This window comes from Enterobacter sp. Taxon_8, assembly GCF_058354585.1.
In genome coordinates, this window is the sequence record NZ_CM177989.1 from 2,335,004 (window position 1) to 2,351,717 (window position 16,714).

Annotated in this window: 17 protein-coding genes; 7 read left to right on the plus strand and 10 right to left on the minus strand. The window is 51.8% G+C overall.

Going from position 1 to position 16,714, the window contains the following annotated elements; all coding sequences use genetic code 11:
* Positions 1–12: 12 nt before the first annotated feature.
* The 6 genes from AC4IBF_RS11050 to AC4IBF_RS11075 form a co-directional block, all read right to left on the minus strand.
* Positions 13–1,707: a methyl-accepting chemotaxis protein gene (locus AC4IBF_RS11050; protein ID WP_136194841.1), complete on the minus strand. Its 1,695-nt coding sequence runs from the start codon at positions 1,705–1,707 to the stop codon at positions 13–15.
* A gap of 160 nt (positions 1,708–1,867) precedes the next feature.
* The gene (locus tag AC4IBF_RS11055; protein ID WP_021242543.1) at positions 1,868–2,986 is read right to left on the minus strand and encodes an S-(hydroxymethyl)glutathione dehydrogenase/class III alcohol dehydrogenase; all 1,119 of its coding nucleotides are present in this window, start codon (positions 2,984–2,986) and stop codon (positions 1,868–1,870) included.
* 30 nt (positions 2,987–3,016) lie between these two features.
* Entirely contained in the window at positions 3,017–3,292 is a 276-nt protein-coding gene (locus AC4IBF_RS11060; RefSeq protein WP_021242544.1) for a metal/formaldehyde-sensitive transcriptional repressor, read from the minus strand.
* A 101-nt stretch (positions 3,293–3,393) separates the two neighbouring features.
* Positions 3,394–4,164: an SDR family NAD(P)-dependent oxidoreductase gene (locus tag AC4IBF_RS11065; protein ID WP_136194840.1), complete on the minus strand. Its 771-nt coding sequence runs from the start codon at positions 4,162–4,164 to the stop codon at positions 3,394–3,396.
* A gap of 55 nt (positions 4,165–4,219) precedes the next feature.
* A complete protein-coding gene (locus AC4IBF_RS11070; protein WP_133294375.1) occupies positions 4,220–5,419 on the minus strand; it encodes an arabinose transporter in 1,200 nt (399 codons plus the stop codon).
* A 147-nt stretch (positions 5,420–5,566) separates the two neighbouring features.
* On the minus strand, positions 5,567–6,808 hold the full coding sequence (locus tag AC4IBF_RS11075) for an amidohydrolase family protein (protein ID WP_491462817.1): 1,242 nt from the start codon (positions 6,806–6,808) through the stop codon (positions 5,567–5,569).
* A 169-nt stretch (positions 6,809–6,977) separates the two neighbouring features.
* Between AC4IBF_RS11075 and AC4IBF_RS11080 the strand changes: the two genes are divergently transcribed.
* On the plus strand, positions 6,978–7,892 hold the full coding sequence (locus AC4IBF_RS11080; protein WP_143345090.1) for a LysR family transcriptional regulator: 915 nt from the start codon (positions 6,978–6,980) through the stop codon (positions 7,890–7,892).
* Positions 7,893–8,015: 123 nt separating this feature from the next.
* Here the strand turns inward: AC4IBF_RS11080 and AC4IBF_RS11085 are convergent, their stop codons facing one another.
* Positions 8,016–8,321 carry a nitroreductase gene (locus AC4IBF_RS11085; RefSeq protein WP_143345723.1) on the minus strand — a complete coding sequence of 102 codons (306 nt, stop codon included), beginning with the start codon at positions 8,319–8,321 and terminating at the stop codon, positions 8,016–8,018.
* 224 nt (positions 8,322–8,545) lie between these two features.
* Between AC4IBF_RS11085 and AC4IBF_RS11090 the strand changes: the two genes are divergently transcribed.
* Entirely contained in the window at positions 8,546–9,412 is an 867-nt protein-coding gene (locus AC4IBF_RS11090; RefSeq protein WP_045620237.1) for an AraC family transcriptional regulator, read from the plus strand.
* A 289-nt stretch (positions 9,413–9,701) separates the two neighbouring features.
* The gene (locus tag AC4IBF_RS11095) at positions 9,702–10,292 is read left to right on the plus strand and encodes a LysE family translocator (RefSeq protein WP_252092891.1); all 591 of its coding nucleotides are present in this window, start codon (positions 9,702–9,704) and stop codon (positions 10,290–10,292) included.
* 4 nt (positions 10,293–10,296) lie between these two features.
* On the opposite strand, the gene AC4IBF_RS11100 is transcribed toward AC4IBF_RS11095, so the two are convergent.
* Both AC4IBF_RS11100 and AC4IBF_RS11105 read right to left on the minus strand, forming a co-directional pair.
* Positions 10,297–11,190 carry a LysR family transcriptional regulator gene (locus AC4IBF_RS11100; protein WP_045354903.1) on the minus strand — a complete coding sequence of 298 codons (894 nt, stop codon included), beginning with the start codon at positions 11,188–11,190 and terminating at the stop codon, positions 10,297–10,299.
* 139 nt (positions 11,191–11,329) lie between these two features.
* Positions 11,330–12,292 carry a LysR family transcriptional regulator gene (locus AC4IBF_RS11105; protein ID WP_252092889.1) on the minus strand — a complete coding sequence of 321 codons (963 nt, stop codon included), beginning with the start codon at positions 12,290–12,292 and terminating at the stop codon, positions 11,330–11,332.
* 90 nt (positions 12,293–12,382) lie between these two features.
* Between AC4IBF_RS11105 and AC4IBF_RS11110 the strand changes: the two genes are divergently transcribed.
* The 3 genes from AC4IBF_RS11110 (at position 12,383) to AC4IBF_RS11120 (ending at position 14,044) form a co-directional block, all read left to right on the plus strand.
* Positions 12,383–12,859 (plus strand): GNAT family N-acetyltransferase, encoded by a 477-nt coding sequence (locus AC4IBF_RS11110; protein WP_047717718.1) that lies wholly within the window; start codon positions 12,383–12,385, stop codon positions 12,857–12,859.
* A gap of 124 nt (positions 12,860–12,983) precedes the next feature.
* Positions 12,984–13,652, plus strand: coding sequence for an epoxyqueuosine reductase QueH (locus AC4IBF_RS11115; RefSeq protein WP_008502293.1), 669 nt, complete (start codon positions 12,984–12,986; stop codon positions 13,650–13,652).
* A gap of 119 nt (positions 13,653–13,771) precedes the next feature.
* A complete protein-coding gene (locus tag AC4IBF_RS11120; protein WP_023311651.1) occupies positions 13,772–14,044 on the plus strand; it encodes an ElaB/YgaM/YqjD family protein in 273 nt (90 codons plus the stop codon).
* 29 nt (positions 14,045–14,073) lie between these two features.
* Here the strand turns inward: AC4IBF_RS11120 and AC4IBF_RS11125 are convergent, their stop codons facing one another.
* Complete coding sequence (locus AC4IBF_RS11125; RefSeq protein WP_248174128.1) at positions 14,074–15,537, minus strand: EAL domain-containing protein; 1,464 nt, start codon at positions 15,535–15,537, stop codon at positions 14,074–14,076.
* 276 nt (positions 15,538–15,813) lie between these two features.
* Between AC4IBF_RS11125 and AC4IBF_RS11130 the strand changes: the two genes are divergently transcribed.
* Positions 15,814–16,698 (plus strand): helix-turn-helix domain-containing protein, encoded by an 885-nt coding sequence (locus AC4IBF_RS11130; RefSeq protein WP_133294367.1) that lies wholly within the window; start codon positions 15,814–15,816, stop codon positions 16,696–16,698.
* Positions 16,699–16,714 lie beyond the last annotated feature (16 nt).

Consider the following 16,714-nt stretch of genomic DNA (forward strand, 5'->3'; position numbering starts at 1 on the left):
ACGACTGTCGACTCAGAACGTCTCCCAGTTGTCCCCGCTATCTGCAACCGCCGGACGTAGTGCAGCCGGTTTTACCGCTGCGGAGTTCTGCGGTTGAGTACGCCCCTGTGTCTTGCTGCTCAACCGAAACGCGCCGACCGCCTCGGTCAGACGCGCGCCCTGTTCTTCCAGAGACGCCGCCGCCGCGGAGGCTTCCTCCACCAGCGAGGCGTTCTGCTGGGTCACTTTATCCATCTCGGAAATCGCCTGGCTCACCTGCACGATACCGCGGCTCTGCTCATCGGACGCTGCGGCAATCTCCAGCATGATGTCGGTCACGCGTTTAACCGCTTCGACGATTTCATTCATGGTGTTACCGGCGGCGACAACCTCGCCGGAACCCTGGTCGATCAGCGATACCGATTCGTTGATCAGGCTTTCGATCTCTTTTGCGGCATTCGCACTGCGGCTTGCCAGAGTGCGCACTTCACTTGCCACCACAGCAAATCCGCGCCCCTGCTCGCCCGCCCGCGCCGCTTCTACCGCCGCGTTAAGCGCCAGGATATTGGTCTGGAAGGCAATGCTGTTAATCACGGCGGTGATTTCAGAGATCTTCTTCGAGCTGCTGGAGATATTGCCCATGGTTTTCACCACGCCGGAAACCATCTGACCGCCGCGGGTGGCTTTCCCGGAGGCATCTTCCGCCAGCTTGCTGGCATGATGGGCGTTATCGGCGTTCTGCTTCACCGTCGCGGTCAGCTGTTCCATGCTGGCGGCGGTTTGCTCGATGGCGGCAGCCTGCTGCTCGGTGCGGGAAGAGAGATCGGTGTTACCGGCAGAGATCTCGCTGGTGCCGCGGTAAATCTCCTCCGCCCCCTGACGCACGGTGCCGACCGTTTTTTCAAGCGAGTGCTGCATGGTTTGCAGATCGCGCGTCAGGCGGCCAATCTCGCTGCGCCCGGCCACGTCGTCCGGCATCGTCAGGTCGCCCTTAGCGATATTCTCGATACGTTTCGCTGCACGCTGCAGCGGATTGATTACCGTGCGGCGCAGCACGACAAAGGTCATCGCCGTCAGCACCAGCGCCAGCGCAAACGCGCCCACCATAAACATCAGGCCCAGCTGCGTGCGGCTGTGCGCCTGCGCCGTTAGCGCATTGGCACGGTCGGTACGGATTTTAATTGCCTTCAGCAGTACGGCGTTGTAAGCGTCGTCCAGCGGACGCGCCGTTTCGTTTTCATGGTTGATAATCGCCTCGAACATGCCGTTTTTGGCGAATTTCACCATCGGCTGCATGCCCGCGATATAGGCGTCATACCGGGTCTTAAGCTCCGCATCCAGCGCTGCGCCCTCGGCGGTACGCACGGCGCGATTCATGTAGGCGGTAAAGCTATCCTGAGACTGCTTAATGCGTGTTTCCGCCTCGCTGATGTTCTGCTTCATCGCATCCATCTCCGCGATTCGGCTTGCCGCACCGGCGTGGATCAGATTAATACGCGCGGTTCGAAGATGGTTTGAGCTGTTCGACAGCCCCATACGCACCTGAATTTCGGATGTGACATCCTGCTGATCGTTATCGGCCTGCAGCAGGAAATACCCTGCCAGACCCGAGCTCAAGGCAAACAGAAGAATAATGCCACCGAGAATGGAGGAAAACAGCGGAACCAGCCTGATGTGATGCAAGAAGCCCAGCTTGCGCTGCGCCAGCATCGAAGTAGTGTTGTCCATGACCGTCGACTCTCTTGTAGGTAAGATGCGTAAAAACACGCCTGTTAAATAGTCATCGGCACGGCAGAGATTTAGATTACGGCTAAAAACGCCGCACTGGTCACACTTTAGAGAAGATTATTAAAGAAACGCCAGCGGCGAAAAACCGCTGGCAGAAGAGTTACTTGTCGCCGAAATGGATAACGGTACGGATGGATTTTCCTTCGTGCATCAAATCGAACGCCTCGTTAATCTGCTCCAGCGGTAAGCGGTGGGTAATGAACGGATCGAGCTGAATCTTGCCGACCATCGCATCTTCAACCATACCCGGAAGCTGGGTACGCCCCTTCACGCCGCCAAACGCGGAACCGCGCCATACGCGACCGGTGACCAGCTGGAATGGACGGGTTTTAATTTCCTGGCCCGCTCCGGCCACGCCAATAATGATGCTCTCGCCCCAGCCTTTGTGGCAGCATTCCAGCGCGGAACGCATCACGTTGACGTTGCCGATACATTCGAAGCTGAAGTCAACGCCGCCATCGGTCATCTCAACAATGACATCCTGAATCGGTTTTTCGTGATCCTTCGGGTTAACGAAATCGGTCGCGCCCATTTCACCCGCCAGCCTGAATTTCTCCGGGTTGGTGTCGACCGCAATGATACGACCGGCTTTCGCCTGAACCGCCCCCTGAATCACCGCCAGACCAATGCCGCCGAGACCGAACACCGCCACGGTATCGCCCTCTTTAACTTTTGCCGTGTTGTGCACCGCGCCGATGCCGGTGGTTACGCCGCAGCCCAGCAGGCAGACTTTGTCCAGCGGCGCCTGCGGGTTCACCTTCGCCAGCGAGATCTCCGCGCAAACGGTGTATTCGCTGAAGGTGCTGGTGCCCATGTAGTGATAAACCGGCTCGCCGTTATACGAGAAACGGGTAGTACCGTCCGGCATCAGCCCTTTCCCCTGAGTGGCGCGCACCGCCTGGCAGAGGTTAGTTTTGCCGGATTTACAGAACTTACACTCGCCGCATTCCGCGGTGTACAGCGGGATCACATGATCCCCTGGCTTCAGGCTGGTCACGCCCTCGCCCACTTCCACCACAATCCCGCCGCCTTCATGGCCGAGTACCGCCGGGAAAACGCCTTCCGGGTCGTCGCCCGAGAGCGTAAACGCATCGGTATGACATACGCCGGTATGGGTAATTTTGATCAGCACTTCACCTTTCTTTGGCGGTGCCACGTCAATTTCAACGATTTTGAGCGGCTGGCCGGGGCCAAATGCAACTGCAGCGCGAGATTTCATATGTCTTCCCTTCTTGTCAGGTATGTGGATTTATTTTAGATAAGAGCGCAGTAAATGGCCGACTTCCGCCATGCGTACGGCACGCTGATCCGGCGTGGTTTCCCCCGCTACCAGCTCATCTTTTAGGTGAATCTCAACCATTTCGCCCATCAGGCCATTGGCAGCCCCGCGCACGGCGGCAATTTGCTGCAGGATGGCCAGACAGGGATCGCCCGACTCCAGCGCGCGTTCAAGGGCATCAACCTGGCCCCGAATGCGCCGGACGCGGGTAAGAATACGTTTTTTATCTTCGGGTGAATGCGGCATACGCCCTCCTGATACTATAGGGGGGTATGGTACCTATTTTATCCTTGATATGTAAACACTCTGTTTTTTATGGTTAATGCGCATTTCGTTAACGTTACGTATTACTCCGGCAGCGCTATACCTGAAATCTCAGTACAAATATCAATGAGACGATCCTGCAATGCCGCATTGAGAGCCTGTGGATTAGCGGCCATGCGCTTCATGTGGTAGAAATATTTGCCCGTCACATCAGCCGCAGAATCATGGCTGGCTGCGAGCCATGCCTGAGTGAGATGTGCCAGGTCCATATCGTCCGGAGCGTGCGGCCCACCCATTTTTGTCGGCACCCAGCCAGGCTCCAGGCTGTTGATCCGCACGTTACGCCAGCGACGCGCCAGAGCAAAAGCCAGCATAGCGTCATGTAATTTGCTCTCAGCATAGGCGTCAGCACCATTCCAGCGACGTTTTTGCCAGAGAATATCATCCAGGTTAGCCCGGGCATGATGATGCATACCCGAACTCAGATAGACGAGGCGCTGCGGACGTTCAATCAACGCGGTAAGTATGTAAGCCGAGAGCGTGTTGATCGCGAAAACATGCGGCAGCCCGTCGCGGGTCACGCGATAGGCTTCGTTGTAGCCAACGGCAGCATTGTGGATCACGGCATCGAAATGCCCCAGGTCGTTGACGCATAAAGCCGTTTCCCTGGCACCGGCAATGGTCTCCAGGTCACCTACAACGACGGCTTCAGCCTGGGGTAAGGCGCGCAGGGCATCTTCAGCACGGTTGGCATTACGCGCGTGCAATACAACCTGATGTCCTTGTTGAACCAGCAGTTCGGCTGCCATCAGGCCGAGGCCTGTAGACGAACCGGAGATGAAAATGCGTGACATATAATTTCTCCAGATTATTGAACCGACAGCAAGGGCTACCGGCTCGGATGTTTATTCAGGATTGCTGCATGCGAGACGCGCTCGCAATCAGCGCCCCCAGCAGCGCACAGACTGCACCAGACAGATATACAGCGGCATAACTAAACTGACCGGCGATCAGGCCAGCTACAGGCCCGGCGATTCCATAAGCGACATCCAGAAAGGCAACGAATGCGCCCATTGCACTGCCGCGGTTGGCTTGTGGAACGCGTCTTAAGGTTTCAACGCCCAGCGCGGGGAATACCAGCGCACAGCCCAACCCGGTGACCAAAGCGCCGGCAAGCGCCACCCCTTCGTTTGAGCCCAGCCACAACATGGCCTGACCGAGAGCTTCAACCACCAGGGACCATACCGCAACGCGGTAGCCGCCCAGCCGATCTGGCAGATGCCCGAAGGCGAGGCGAACAAAAATAAAACCGAGGCCAAAGGCAGTCATTACCAGTCCAGCGTTCTGCCAGTGATGTGCTGCAAAGTACAATGAGGCAAAAGCGGTAAGCCCGGAAAGCCCGACACCCTGCAGCATCAATCCCAGACCTTCGCGCCAGATGCGCCCTACTACGCGATGGAATGGCAGCCGCGGACCTCCTGGCGATCTATATGATGTAGTACCTAATGCAATCAGCGTGGCCAATAGCGGTGAAGCAATACAGGCAATCATCGCCGTCGCGAGGCTGTAATGCTGATAAAACGCCATTCCAACAGGAGCACCGATTGAAAGTGCCGCAAACATAGCGATGCCAGTCCACGACATAGACATCCCGGCGCGCTGAGGGCCAACGGAGGCAATTGCCCATGACACGCATCCCGTCACGAACTGGCTTTCGCCAAACCCGGCCATCAGACGCCCTGCGATAACAATGCAAAGTGTCGCTGTGGGTGAAAGGTCCGTTGCTGAAGCGACCAGATAGAGTCCTCCAGCCAGCGCCGAAAGGATCGCGCCCTGAAGCGCGGAACATTTGCCGCCCTTCTGGTCGGTAATCCGTCCGGCGTAGCCGCGAGTGAGCACCGTTGCCAGGAACTGGATGCCTATTACCAGTCCCACCACGACGTTGCTAAAGCCGAGATGGCCGTGGATGAACAAAGGAATCACCGGCAACGGCAGTCCGACGGCCAGATAGCCAAAAAATAGCGCGGCGATAACGCCCGTTGCCGGGCGGGGAAGAAGCACGGGCAGAGTATTATCCTCCGCTAGCCGCTTTATGACGTGGGCTTCCATCAAATTCTCCTTGATGATACAGGCGTGAGAGAGTTGAACGGTCCGGAGTATCGGGCCGCTCAGTTATCAAGATGCTGTAAAGAGATCGGCGTGATAGCCGCTGGCTTTGAGCAGGTAATCTCGAGAGCGGATGATATCCGCACTCAGCTACGCCAGATCGATGCCCGTTAATTTGCCCGCACGCTTGCGCAGCTGGCCAGCCACCATCACGGTATCCACATCAGACCGTTCAATCGCCTGCACAACAGTGCCGATCGCGTTGGTCACGGGGAAAACGGCGACGCCGTTAGTACGAATCATGATAATGTCGGCCTGCTTTCCTGGCGTAAGGGTCCCAATCTGGTCCTCAAGTCCAGCCGCTCGCGCGCCATTCACAGTTGCCGCCTTAAGGACCGCCTCTGCCGTAATGGGAGATGGCACGTTCTCCTCGCAACGGAAGCGACGGTAGCGCATAGCCGATCGCTGCTGACCGAACAGCGCGTGCATTTCTCCGAACATATCGCTGCCAAACGCCGTATCCAGGTCGATGCCCAGCGCCGGGGTTAAGCCGTTATCAACAGCCTGCTGGTAAGCAAAGGTTTCATCGTCGAAACCAAATAACGCATCCGAACGTGGATTGACCGTGACGTTGACCCGTGCATCGGCCAGCAGCTTCCACGTATCCTGAGGAACTCTTGAGCAGTGATTGAAGATATTATCCGTGCCCAGTACGCCCGGTCTGGCAAACTCAGGGCCGAGGCTAGCGAGATCGCCGATGAATTCAGTCAGAATGCGCATGTCGAGCTTGCGTGCGATCTCCCACCAGGCAAGATTGAGCTGACCAAACAGACCAACCTGCACAAGGCTGTCGTTTGTATTCCAGCTTCGCGACAGTCGCTCCAAATCGGCAGGCAAATGCGCCGATGAAGCTTCTTTATCCATTGCTGCACCGACCATATGTAACGCACGGATGCCGCTTTCCTTTAGAGCATCTAATGCTGCATCAGTATGCTCGGGGCTGCGCGAGTTGTGGCAGGCATCAATGATGGTAGTAATACCGGCATCCAGTGAGGCATGTGCCGTGAGCCTGGTACTCAGGTACATGTCCAGGGGACGATAATGTTTGCCCAGTTTCTCGGCGACCACATCAATGTAATCAAACAGATCGTCGACATTTGGCATCATGCGGCGCATTACGCCAAGCCACATATGGTGATGAGCATCCACCAGGCCGGGCATAACGATATGGCCAGCTGCATCAATCACCAGGGCATCATCCGCCTGCAGTTCCGGACCCACAGCTGCGATACGGTCGCCATGGACGAGAACATCGCCCACGGAGAGGTTGGGTATATCGGCATCCAGAGTAAGGATAATGCCGCCTTTAAAAAGAGTGCGCGTCGTTGTCATTTCGTATTCCTCGGGGTTAAGTGATGCCGTTCGTTGCGAGGTTTGCCCAGCCGGGGACAGGGAAAATAGCGCCTGGCAACGAATTGGCTGACACAATAGGTTGCGCACCATTTTTGATAAAGGTAGTTTTATGCAAATTATATTTGAATAAATTCAAAGGTGAGTCACTATGAGTTTTGACGGAAGGCTACTGTCAGGATTGAGCGTGTTGGCCGCAGTTGTCGAGGCGGGTAGTTTCAGTCGCGCTGGCGAGGTGCTGGGACTGTCCGCTTCTGGCGTGAGCAGATCGATAGATCGCCTTGAAGAGAGGCTCGGTGTGCGCTTGCTAAACCGTACGACGCGTACGATGAACCTGACGAACGAAGGCCGGGCTTTGTATGAGCGCGCCTCGCCACATCTTGAAGGGATTGAAGTTGCGGCAAGCTACGTATCCGGTGCCGCCATTGCTGTACGAGGATCATTACGGGTCAGCGTTAATCCAATCTTCGCTCGTTATATTTTGGCCCCGAAACTGCCTCTTTTGCGCGAACGTCATCCGGAACTGGAACTTACAGTAGTGCAGCAGCCTGACGTAGGGGATCTTGTGACAGAGGGTATAGATGTTGCGGTGCGTTTCGGGCCGCAACTCCCCTCAACTATTTCTTCGAAATTGCTCTTTCAGACGCGCGTACTCACTGTGGCATCATCGGCATATCTGAAACGGCATGGTCGACCTGAGCATCCTGAAGAACTAGTCACGCATGAGTGCATTCAGTATATCGATCCTCGCCGCGGGAAACCGTTTGAGTGGGAATTCCGTCGTGATCGCGAAGTACTGGCTATTGATACTCATGGTCATTTGACGACAACCGATGTAGATCTGATGGTGCAATCCTGCGTAAGTGGTGTTGGCATTGCCCAGGTACTTTCACTCAGCGTCACGCAATTGATCGCTGACGGAATGCTGGTCGAACTTTTTCCGGAATGGCCTGGCGAAACCTATCCGCTGTATATCACGCGGCCATCTCGTCGACTGCCCCCCGCTGCTGTCGAAGCCTTTATGGAATTTTGCGCTGAAATTTGCGTAAATCATGCAGCGAATTGAAAAAAGAAGCTATCAGCTGCTGGCCGCACTTCAGCGGCGAGCAGCTGATAGCCTCAGCGATAATCAAAGAATTTGTCTGCTCACAAGCATGGCCCCATTAATTTATTCCTTATTCGAGATTATTTACTCTGCCTCAACATGTACGCTGATGTTCAGCCGTTTTGCTTCCATGGATATCATTTTTTGGGCAAGAACCATATTGCCGCCATGTACTTGATCTATTAAGTGTTGAACGAGAGTCATCATCAAAAAATCCTTATTAGCCGGATAAAAATCGATCATATCAATCCCGCTATCCTGCAGCTGCTGGTGCGTAGTTCTCTCCGTTTCAGCAACAATTTTGACCACGCTGGCCTGCATCTTTTCGATTTGCTCAAATACAATACGGTTTATGATTTCGATTTGTTCTGGCTTTAAGTCCTTTACCATCATTACCTCTCATAAAATTTTGTAGCTAAGAAAATTTGGATTATGACAAACCTAATATAAGTACAGGAAGTGAGTCTTCATTCATCATTTAGCAGTATCTTAGGTACGACGGAACGTTTGCTGCCGCACAACGATATACCGCCAGTATAACCCCTCCATAATCAGCAAGATCGGTCAGGATTTTGGCCGTTCGGTGAGGCAAAGTAGGTCATCAGGAGGATGCAATGAACGATGCAATCAAAACGGCTTACCGCGAGCGCTTCACGACGGTGTGCGACTATATCGCCCAACATCTCGATGAACCGCTCACGCTGGAGAAGCTCAGCGCGTTAGCCTGCTGTTCGCCTTATCATTTTCACCGGCAGTTCCTGGCGTTTAGCGGCCAGCCTTTGTATCGCTATATTCAGTGGCTGCGCCTGCGTCATGCGTCCTGGCGACTGGCGTTTAATCCTCAGGATAAGGTGATTGATATTGCGCTCGATGCCGGGTTCCAGAGCCCTGAATCGTTCAGTCGCGCCTTCAGAAACGCGTTTGGAAAAAGCCCGCGTCAGTTTCGGCAGCAGCCGGACTGGCTGAACTGGCACCAGCGCGTACCGAAAATGACCTTTCAGGAGCAAAAAACGATGGAAATTAAGATTGTCGATTTCCCACAGACCCAAGTGGCAATGCTTCAGCACCGTGGCAACCCGGATCGGGTAAATGACAGCGCGGCGAAATTTATTGCCTGGCGTAAAAGCTCGGGCCTATCGCCAGTACACGAAAGCAGCACGTTTGGTATCGCCTGGGATGACCCGGCAACCACACCCGCAGACGCCTTTCGTTTCGATATCTGCGGCAGTATCTCTGAAGCGATACCAGAAAATGAATTCGGGGTTTGCAGTGGCGAAATCGACGGCGGACGTTACGCCGTAGCCCGCCACACGGGTTCTCTGGATACCATTTCCGCCACGGTGTGGGCGATGTTTCGCGACTGGCTACCGGCCAGCGGCGAAACGCTTCGCGATGCCCCGGTATTTTTCCATTACCTCAACTTCATTCACGAGGTGCCAGAACATGCGCTGCAAACGGATATCTACCTGCCGTTAAATTGACTATCCCTTGCTTCCACCTTTTCCGGGTAGCGCTGAGCTTGCCCGGCATAGGACTCCCTTGCAAACTGCGCCAGCGTTTGACGTTCCTCCTTGAGATAGCAACTGAAACCCTGTCACTAATGGGCCATCCGCGCCTGCGCGATTGGTACAAAAAATCAAACACACCTTTAGATAAAGGCCACTTATTCTGGCAGACGTTCCCAGGTAGTATTCAGACACATGACGAGTAAAGTTGTGACTTAATAGTCGCAGTACCTCTAATGCAGATAAACCAACCCACGGAGATAAAATGCTGGTACTTTTTACAATGTTTATATTTTCACTGACGCTTTCATTTTCTCCTGGCCCCGTTAATATGGTGATTATATCGTCTGGTGCCGTTCACGGCTTTAGAAAGACCTTCTCATTTGTCTCCGGAGCAACGATAGGGTTTACGTTATTACTTATCTTTATATGTTTCGGCTTTTACGCTGCAATCGAAAAATATCCAGTGTTTTTCCGGTATCTTAATATTGCCGGTTCTTTATTTATAATGTATCTGGGCTATAAGATAGCGTCGTCACGGTCCGATATGTCATTAACAAAAACAGATTCACCCGGTTTTATTCAGGGTTTTGTCATGCAGTGGATCAACCCAAAAGCATGGACCGCGTGCGCCTCAGGGGCTGCGATGTTTTCTGAACCCTCAACCCCTGTGACAGCTCTCGTCTTTATCACGGTCTATTTTTTAGTCTGTTATATGTCGCTTTCAGCATGGGCATTGATGGGAGAAAAAGTATCTGTGCTGCTCAGGAGCACGCGGCAGCTCCGCACGTTTAACGTGTTGATGGGCGGACTGCTGCTTATTACGGCGTGTTACATGCTCTTTTTAGCATTTTAACCCGTTATAACGCGTGAAACTCAATCGCGTTATAAATATCATTAATCAATTTGTAGGCAATACTGCTGGTCGACATATTAGAAGGCCATACGGCATAGACTTTCAGCGGTTCTAATGACCAGTCAGGAAGTATTTCCAGCATTTCTCCGCGCTTAACATCCTCTTCGCTTAAATAGCGAGGAGGTGCTGCGAGACCAATTTGTTGTCTGGCAAGGGCATAAGCGGCTTCGACATTATCTACATACACCGTGGGCGTATACGTTACGACGGCCACTTCTCCATTTTTATGTCGAAATTCCCGGTTATTCTGCCTCATATTGAGTCCAATCCATGGCAGTTTCGCCAGGTCATCAGGATGCGTAATCGTCGGGTAATGGCTGAGCAATTCCCGGGACGCAACTACCTGGCGCGGCAGCACAAAAAGATGGCGCGCTTTAAGAGAACTGTCCGGAAGCTCGCCGATTCGAAATGCCACATCGATACCGTCGGCAATAATATCTCTGCGCGTATCGCTGTAAGAGATATTCAGTAAAATGCCCGGATGACGTTTTATAAAATCGGCCAGATGGCGGGTAAACGCACTCTTCAGAAAAACGGCAGGAAGAGAAACAGTCAGCTTATTCGCCGTTGAGATCGAACGCTGCTTAAATTCAATGACCCCCTGCTCATAAAGCGCCAGCATCGATTTGGCCGTTTCCAGCAAGTTGGCGCCATCGTGAGTCAGAGAGAGTTTACGGGTATTTCTGTACAGTAACGCGCAGCCAAGATTTTTTTCCAGCTTTGATAAATGCGCGCTTGCCGTTGCGGTTGTAAGCCCTAACGCTTCCGCTCCACCTGAAATGGATCCTGCCTCAGCAATCTTTGCAAACACTATCAGATAACGGATGTCATCAATCATTTATCGTCCTGTTGCGACGGTGTTCCTGCGAACTACGCGTTTTATCATAGAGTTACGATATCGTACTTTCCTCTCCGGTCGCATAACTTTTTATCGTTTGGACTTTAGCGCTCTACTTATTTTACGAGGCGCTGCAGTGTCAACCCGGCGACATCCTCTTCTGGGAGCCGGACAGCCCGTAATGACGCGCCTGCGCCAGCGTTTGCAGCTCCTCCTTAAGCCAGCGCGTTGCGCCCCGCTGGCCGCTGCGTTTATGCGAGTAAATTTTCACCTCAAACGTGCGTATCGAAAACGGTAAAGGAAATATTCTCAGGTCCGCTGCCGCAGCCAGCTTCTCAGCGGCAAAACGGGGGATCGCCATCAGCAGGTCGCTTTCCGCAACGATAAACGGCGCGCTGAGCATCGACGGCGTTTTGATCGCGATTTGTCGGGTATAGCCCAGCTGCTCAAGCCGTACGTCAAGAACGCCCTGCTTCTCATTCCATGGGGTCACCACCAGATGTCGGGCCGCAAGATAGTCCTCCAGCGTCAGACGCGTCTGCCGCGCGTTGCTGATGACCACATACTCATCTTCAAACCAGTCGATCTCTTCCAGTTCCGGGTGTCGGATATCATCCTGAGTGCTGAAGCCCAGCGCCAGATCCACCTCGCCCGCCAGCAGTTCCGTCAGCGCCGGACTGTGCGGCAGATAGCGCAATTCAAAGCGTAACCCAGGGGCAGTAAGCTGCAGACTGTGCATCAGAGCCGGAAAAATGCAAAGCGCGGTAAAGTCCGTTATCGCAATCTTCAGGCTCTCCGTACTGCTGGCCGCATCAAACTCCGCCTGCGGGGTCAGTTCATGATTAAGGAACGAGAGTGCGGAAGCAATCGAAGGTGCGAGCTGAGAGGCATAAACGCTGGGGGACATACGATGCCCTTCGCGGAAAAACAGCGGGTCATTCAAGCTGGCGCGCAGGCGCGACAGCGCATGGCTGAGCGCGGATGTGCTCATCGCCAGCTCGTCAGCGGCCAGCCGAACGGAACGGTGGCGGTAGATCGCGTCGAAAACGGGCAGCAGGTTTAAATCAAGTCGTCTCAAGGCCGGATGCATAATATTCATCATATGTTGATTTCATTGCACTTAATTCTTCGGACAATACTCCGTATGCTTAACGCCATCAATCAGGACACACGCTAAAAAGCAGGAAAAACAATGAGCATCACCCTTCGTCAGGCACGCCCCGAAGATGCGGCGGCCATTTACGCCATGATTTACGAGCTGGCGGTGTATGAAAAAGCCCCGGAAGAAGTGGTTACCACGCCGGAGGAGATCCGGGAAACGCTCTTTGGTGCAGGCACTAAAACCGAGGCATTGATCGCGGAGTATGAAGGCAAGATCGCCGGCTATGCCGTGTTCTTCACCAGCTATTCAACCTGGCTTGGCCGCAACGGGATTTATATGGAAGACCTTTACGTTTCCCCGGAATATCGCGGTAAAGGCGCGGGAAGAGCGCTGCTGAAACATATTGCTCAGCTCGCGGTAAAACGGCAGTGTGGCCGCCTTGAATGGAGCGTGCTGGACTGGAACCAGCCCGCCATCGATTTTTATCTGAGCATTGGCGCGCTGCCGCAGTCCGAATGGGTGCGATACCGTCTTGACGGAGAAGCGTTGCTCAAATTTGCCGAATAGCGGCACGTCATACCCGAGAAGATCCCGCCCCGCGGGATCGCTCTTTCCTGCGTCGATCCCGTCTCAACAGATTCTGAATTTATGCTACCCTTCCATAAATTTCATAAACATAGTGCAGAACGCCATGACGACAGCCCCTTTTATCCGCCCTCAACTCACCTTGCCAAACGGCGCTGACAAACTGCTGCTGCACTCCTGCTGCGCCCCCTGCTCGGGTGAAGTGATGGAGGCCATCCAGGCGTCGGGCATTGAGTACACCATTTTCTTCTATAACCCCAATATCCATCCGCAAAAGGAATACCTCATTCGTAAAGAGGAGAATATACGCTTTGCGGAAAAACACGGCGTGCCGTTTGTTGATGCCGATTACGACACCGATAACTGGTTTGAACGCGCGAAAGGCATGGAATGGGAACCCGAGCGCGGCGTCCGCTGCACCATGTGCTTCGATATGCGTTTCGAGCGTACGGCGCTCTATGCGGCAGAGAATGGATTCAGCGTCATCAGCAGCTCGCTCGGGATCTCCCGCTGGAAGAACATGCAGCAGATAAACGACTGCGGCCAGCGTGCGGCCGCGCGCTATCCGGGTATGGTTTACTGGGACTATAACTGGCGCAAACAGGGCGGCTCTTCACGCATGATTGAGATCAGCAAGCGGGAACAGTTTTACCAGCAGGAATACTGCGGCTGCGTTTATTCGCTCAGAGACAGTAACCTGCACCGTAAGTCACAGGGCCGCCCGCTGATCCGCATCGGGAAACTGTTTTACGGTCAGGATGACAATGAGAAATAATGGGTTCCGGATATAGAGATATATCCGAAAACCGCCCTTTCAGGTGCCGAATTTAGCCTTGCGTCTCTCGTATCCACAAAGAGCGGCTATCCTTTAATTATCAACAAAAGGAGGCAAAAATGTCTGATTTCGGTACTGATAAAAACACCCAGTTTGCTGAAGATAAAGCAAAAAATAAATTTGATGAACTAGCAGGCTCAGCGCAGCAGCAGTTTGGTGAATTCGTTGATTCACCAAAGCATCAGGTAAAAGGTGCAGCTAAAAAATATGCCGCACAGGCCAGCGATGCCGTTTCCGATGTAACAGAAGCGGTCAGAAATAATCCCCTCACCGGCCTCGTCGCCGCGGGTGCTGTCGGTATTGTTCTCGGTCTGTTGCTGGGTCGAAAATAACAAAAGCCCCTTCGGGGCTTTATTTTTACCTAACTAAACAATCTTACCATACGGTCTAGCTCTTCCTCTTTCACGGCCCGCGATAAATAATACCCCTGAAAGTTCTTGACGCCCAGCGCGACTAATTTTTCAAACTTTTCTTCACTATCAACCCCCTCGGCAATACAGTCCGTTCCGGTCATATCGCTATAAAGCTGTATCGCTTTAATCAGGTTATAGTCATTGTCGTTTGCCACAAAATGCTCAACGATGTCCCGATCCAGCTTAAGTCCATCAAAATGCACCTGGCGAACCGGGAACATGGTTTGATGATTTGAGAAGCAGTCATCCAGATACAATCGACACCCTGTATTACGTAAATGCCGCATGGTTTCAGGGATCCTTTTGTCCTTCGTTACGTCAATATCCTCTGCAAATTCAAAGACCAGCTTTTCGGCCCACTGCGGTTTGAGCAGCATATCGATGGCTTTGCGTGCCATATCAGGCAATGCATTTCCGGAAGCCAGGCGAGGCGGGATGTTCACAGAAAAATAATATTTCCCGTTATACTTATTAATACCCGAAACGGCGGCATGGATGACTAACGCTGTTATTTTTAACCATATCTCATGATTTGAGATGTCCGTGAGAAAACTGGCTGGCTTGACAATTTTACCATTTTTATTCCAGCGAATAAGTATTTCAAAACCTACGCCCTTTTTGTCACGATCGGTAATAATCTGATAGGCAGGGAAGATCTCTCTTTTAAGTAGCGCATTAAATATTTCTGTTTCCTTATCCGTGAATTCTGTTTTCTGGCGCTGATGTTTAATTCGCCTTTCCGCTTTTAAATTATGCGGATCGTGTAGCCATCGCTTAATTAAGTTTAATTTGAGCACACCCTCCTTCCGATGGGTATAAACCGTTTTATTCGACAACCCCATTCTTTCGCACATTTCTTTTACTGACATACCGCGATAGAAATTTAATAAAACATCAATCTCTCTTTTTGTTAGCCACTTTACGTTTTCCTGGGAAGAGTTATCCCGGTAACGATCGCGTAATAAGTACGAACGGTCCTTAAATACATTATGGTGCGTATGAATAAAGGTTATAATATCTGAAACGCGGGCTATACGAATCAATGATAACTGATAACTATTATTTAAAAGACTGCCCAGGGTGCGATACAGCCAGCCATCCGGTATGTCGCCATACAGGGTGACGCGTCTAATAACGGGAAGTGTATTGAGCACGGATGCCAGACGCTTCAGGCTTTCCAGGAGATTCACGACCCCCTTACCAAGAAAGACAACGATATGAGCATTTTGATTTATAAGGATATTTTCCATATCCCGCTCGGATATCTCATCCCCCTCAAAGTGCAGATGCGAAGCCTCTATTTCGTACTGGCTTAGGATCAGACGATATCCCTGGAACGTAAAACCGCAGGCTGAAATGACAAATTTTTGTTCATCGCACGCCCCATTTCTGTGAGAAATTTTGTGGGTCATAAACTGCTCCTGGGCACTAACGCACCTTTTCCATTTGTGAATACGTAAAATTTACCGCACCTTTTATAATCATTAATTTTACAATACAGCCACAGGGTACGAAACATTTATCAGTTGAACTCACAGGAACATCTTTGCGTTAATCACCGCGGTTTAAATATACTTTTCTTTTCAAATAACCCCGACAAACATCTCATTCTCAGGGTATAATGAAAATTCCGAAAAAGAAGACTGGATACTTCATCTATCGGTTCATTCAAATACGAGAAAAATGCTATGGATAATCATATCTCATCCAGGGCCTTGCTACATCGAAGGGATGTTATAAAGAGCAATCCGCGATTCGGTGAGGCAATATTAGAGCACTACACAATTAATGACACCATCTACAAAAAACAACCTTTGTTCTACAAGACAATGCTGCAGGAATCACGATTCAATATTATTCTCTCCATGTGTTGCTTTATTTTTGGAAATCAGGCCGAGTCAGTTTCAGAGATTAAAGAGTTATGTTCTCGCTATAAGATAGCCAGCCCTAACAGCGTTATTGCGATCATTACGATACTCAGAACCACCGGGCGCATCAGAACCTGGCGCTGCACGGAAGACCGACGTAAAACGAGAATCGCGCCAACTGAAAAAGGTCTCAATGAACTTAAGCGTTATATGTCCGGTGCTTTTTTGCCCGTCAGCATTCTTTACCCAGCATTTAACATTAATGTTAACCTGCTGGATAATGATATTTCGAGAAACAACTTTTTTCGCCGTGCGGCTGAATATCTTTTTCGGGGATTAACGTTCCGAAAGGTGCTGCCAGAAGTGGGATTATTTATCGATAAAGATGGCGGGCGTATGATTATGCTTTATCTTTACCTGCAGGCCATGAAAAACAAATCTGCCCATGGTGCCGTCATTGAATATTCAGCAAGCACGCTAGCAAAAGAATTTTTTGTTTCGCGCATTCACGTCAACCGAATTATTAAATCGGCACAAGAGGCGGGTTATCTTAAAGATCGTGGTGATGGTCGAATGTCGATATACCCGGCGTTTCTCGAACTTGTTGAAAATTATGCCGGATTATATTTTGCGTATGTTACCCATTACATCAACGTCGTACCTAAAGAGCGACGCCACGCTCATAACATGACGTCAACCGTATAATTCACCAGGCGTTCGG

Coding starts and splice junctions, on each gene's coding strand:
- AC4IBF_RS11085 (WP_143345723.1), bottom strand. CDS start 8,321: ATGGTAAAGGACTTAAAGCCAGAACAAATCGAAATCATAAACCGTATT.
- AC4IBF_RS11115 (WP_008502293.1), top strand. CDS start 12,984: ATGACGACAGCCCCTTTTATCCGCCCTCAACTCACCTTGCCAAACGGC.
- AC4IBF_RS11065 (WP_136194840.1), bottom strand. CDS start 4,164: ATGTCACGCATTTTCATCTCCGGTTCGTCTACAGGCCTCGGCCTGATG.
- AC4IBF_RS11070 (WP_133294375.1), bottom strand. CDS start 5,419: ATGGAAGCCCACGTCATAAAGCGGCTAGCGGAGGATAATACTCTGCCC.
- AC4IBF_RS11060 (WP_021242544.1), bottom strand. CDS start 3,292: ATGCCGCATTCACCCGAAGATAAAAAACGTATTCTTACCCGCGTCCGG.
- AC4IBF_RS11050 (WP_136194841.1), bottom strand. CDS start 1,707: ATGGACAACACTACTTCGATGCTGGCGCAGCGCAAGCTGGGCTTCTTG.
- AC4IBF_RS11100 (WP_045354903.1), bottom strand. CDS start 11,190: ATGATTGATGACATCCGTTATCTGATAGTGTTTGCAAAGATTGCTGAG.
- AC4IBF_RS11105 (WP_252092889.1), bottom strand. CDS start 12,292: ATGATGAATATTATGCATCCGGCCTTGAGACGACTTGATTTAAACCTG.
- AC4IBF_RS11090 (WP_045620237.1), top strand. CDS start 8,546: ATGAACGATGCAATCAAAACGGCTTACCGCGAGCGCTTCACGACGGTG.
- AC4IBF_RS11130 (WP_133294367.1), top strand. CDS start 15,814: ATGGATAATCATATCTCATCCAGGGCCTTGCTACATCGAAGGGATGTT.
- AC4IBF_RS11095 (WP_252092891.1), top strand. CDS start 9,702: ATGCTGGTACTTTTTACAATGTTTATATTTTCACTGACGCTTTCATTT.
- AC4IBF_RS11120 (WP_023311651.1), top strand. CDS start 13,772: ATGTCTGATTTCGGTACTGATAAAAACACCCAGTTTGCTGAAGATAAA.
- AC4IBF_RS11075 (WP_491462817.1), bottom strand. CDS start 6,808: ATGACAACGACGCGCACTCTTTTTAAAGGCGGCATTATCCTTACTCTG.
- AC4IBF_RS11125 (WP_248174128.1), bottom strand. CDS start 15,537: ATGACCCACAAAATTTCTCACAGAAATGGGGCGTGCGATGAACAAAAA.
- AC4IBF_RS11110 (WP_047717718.1), top strand. CDS start 12,383: ATGAGCATCACCCTTCGTCAGGCACGCCCCGAAGATGCGGCGGCCATT.
- AC4IBF_RS11055 (WP_021242543.1), bottom strand. CDS start 2,986: ATGAAATCTCGCGCTGCAGTTGCATTTGGCCCCGGCCAGCCGCTCAAA.
- AC4IBF_RS11080 (WP_143345090.1), top strand. CDS start 6,978: ATGAGTTTTGACGGAAGGCTACTGTCAGGATTGAGCGTGTTGGCCGCA.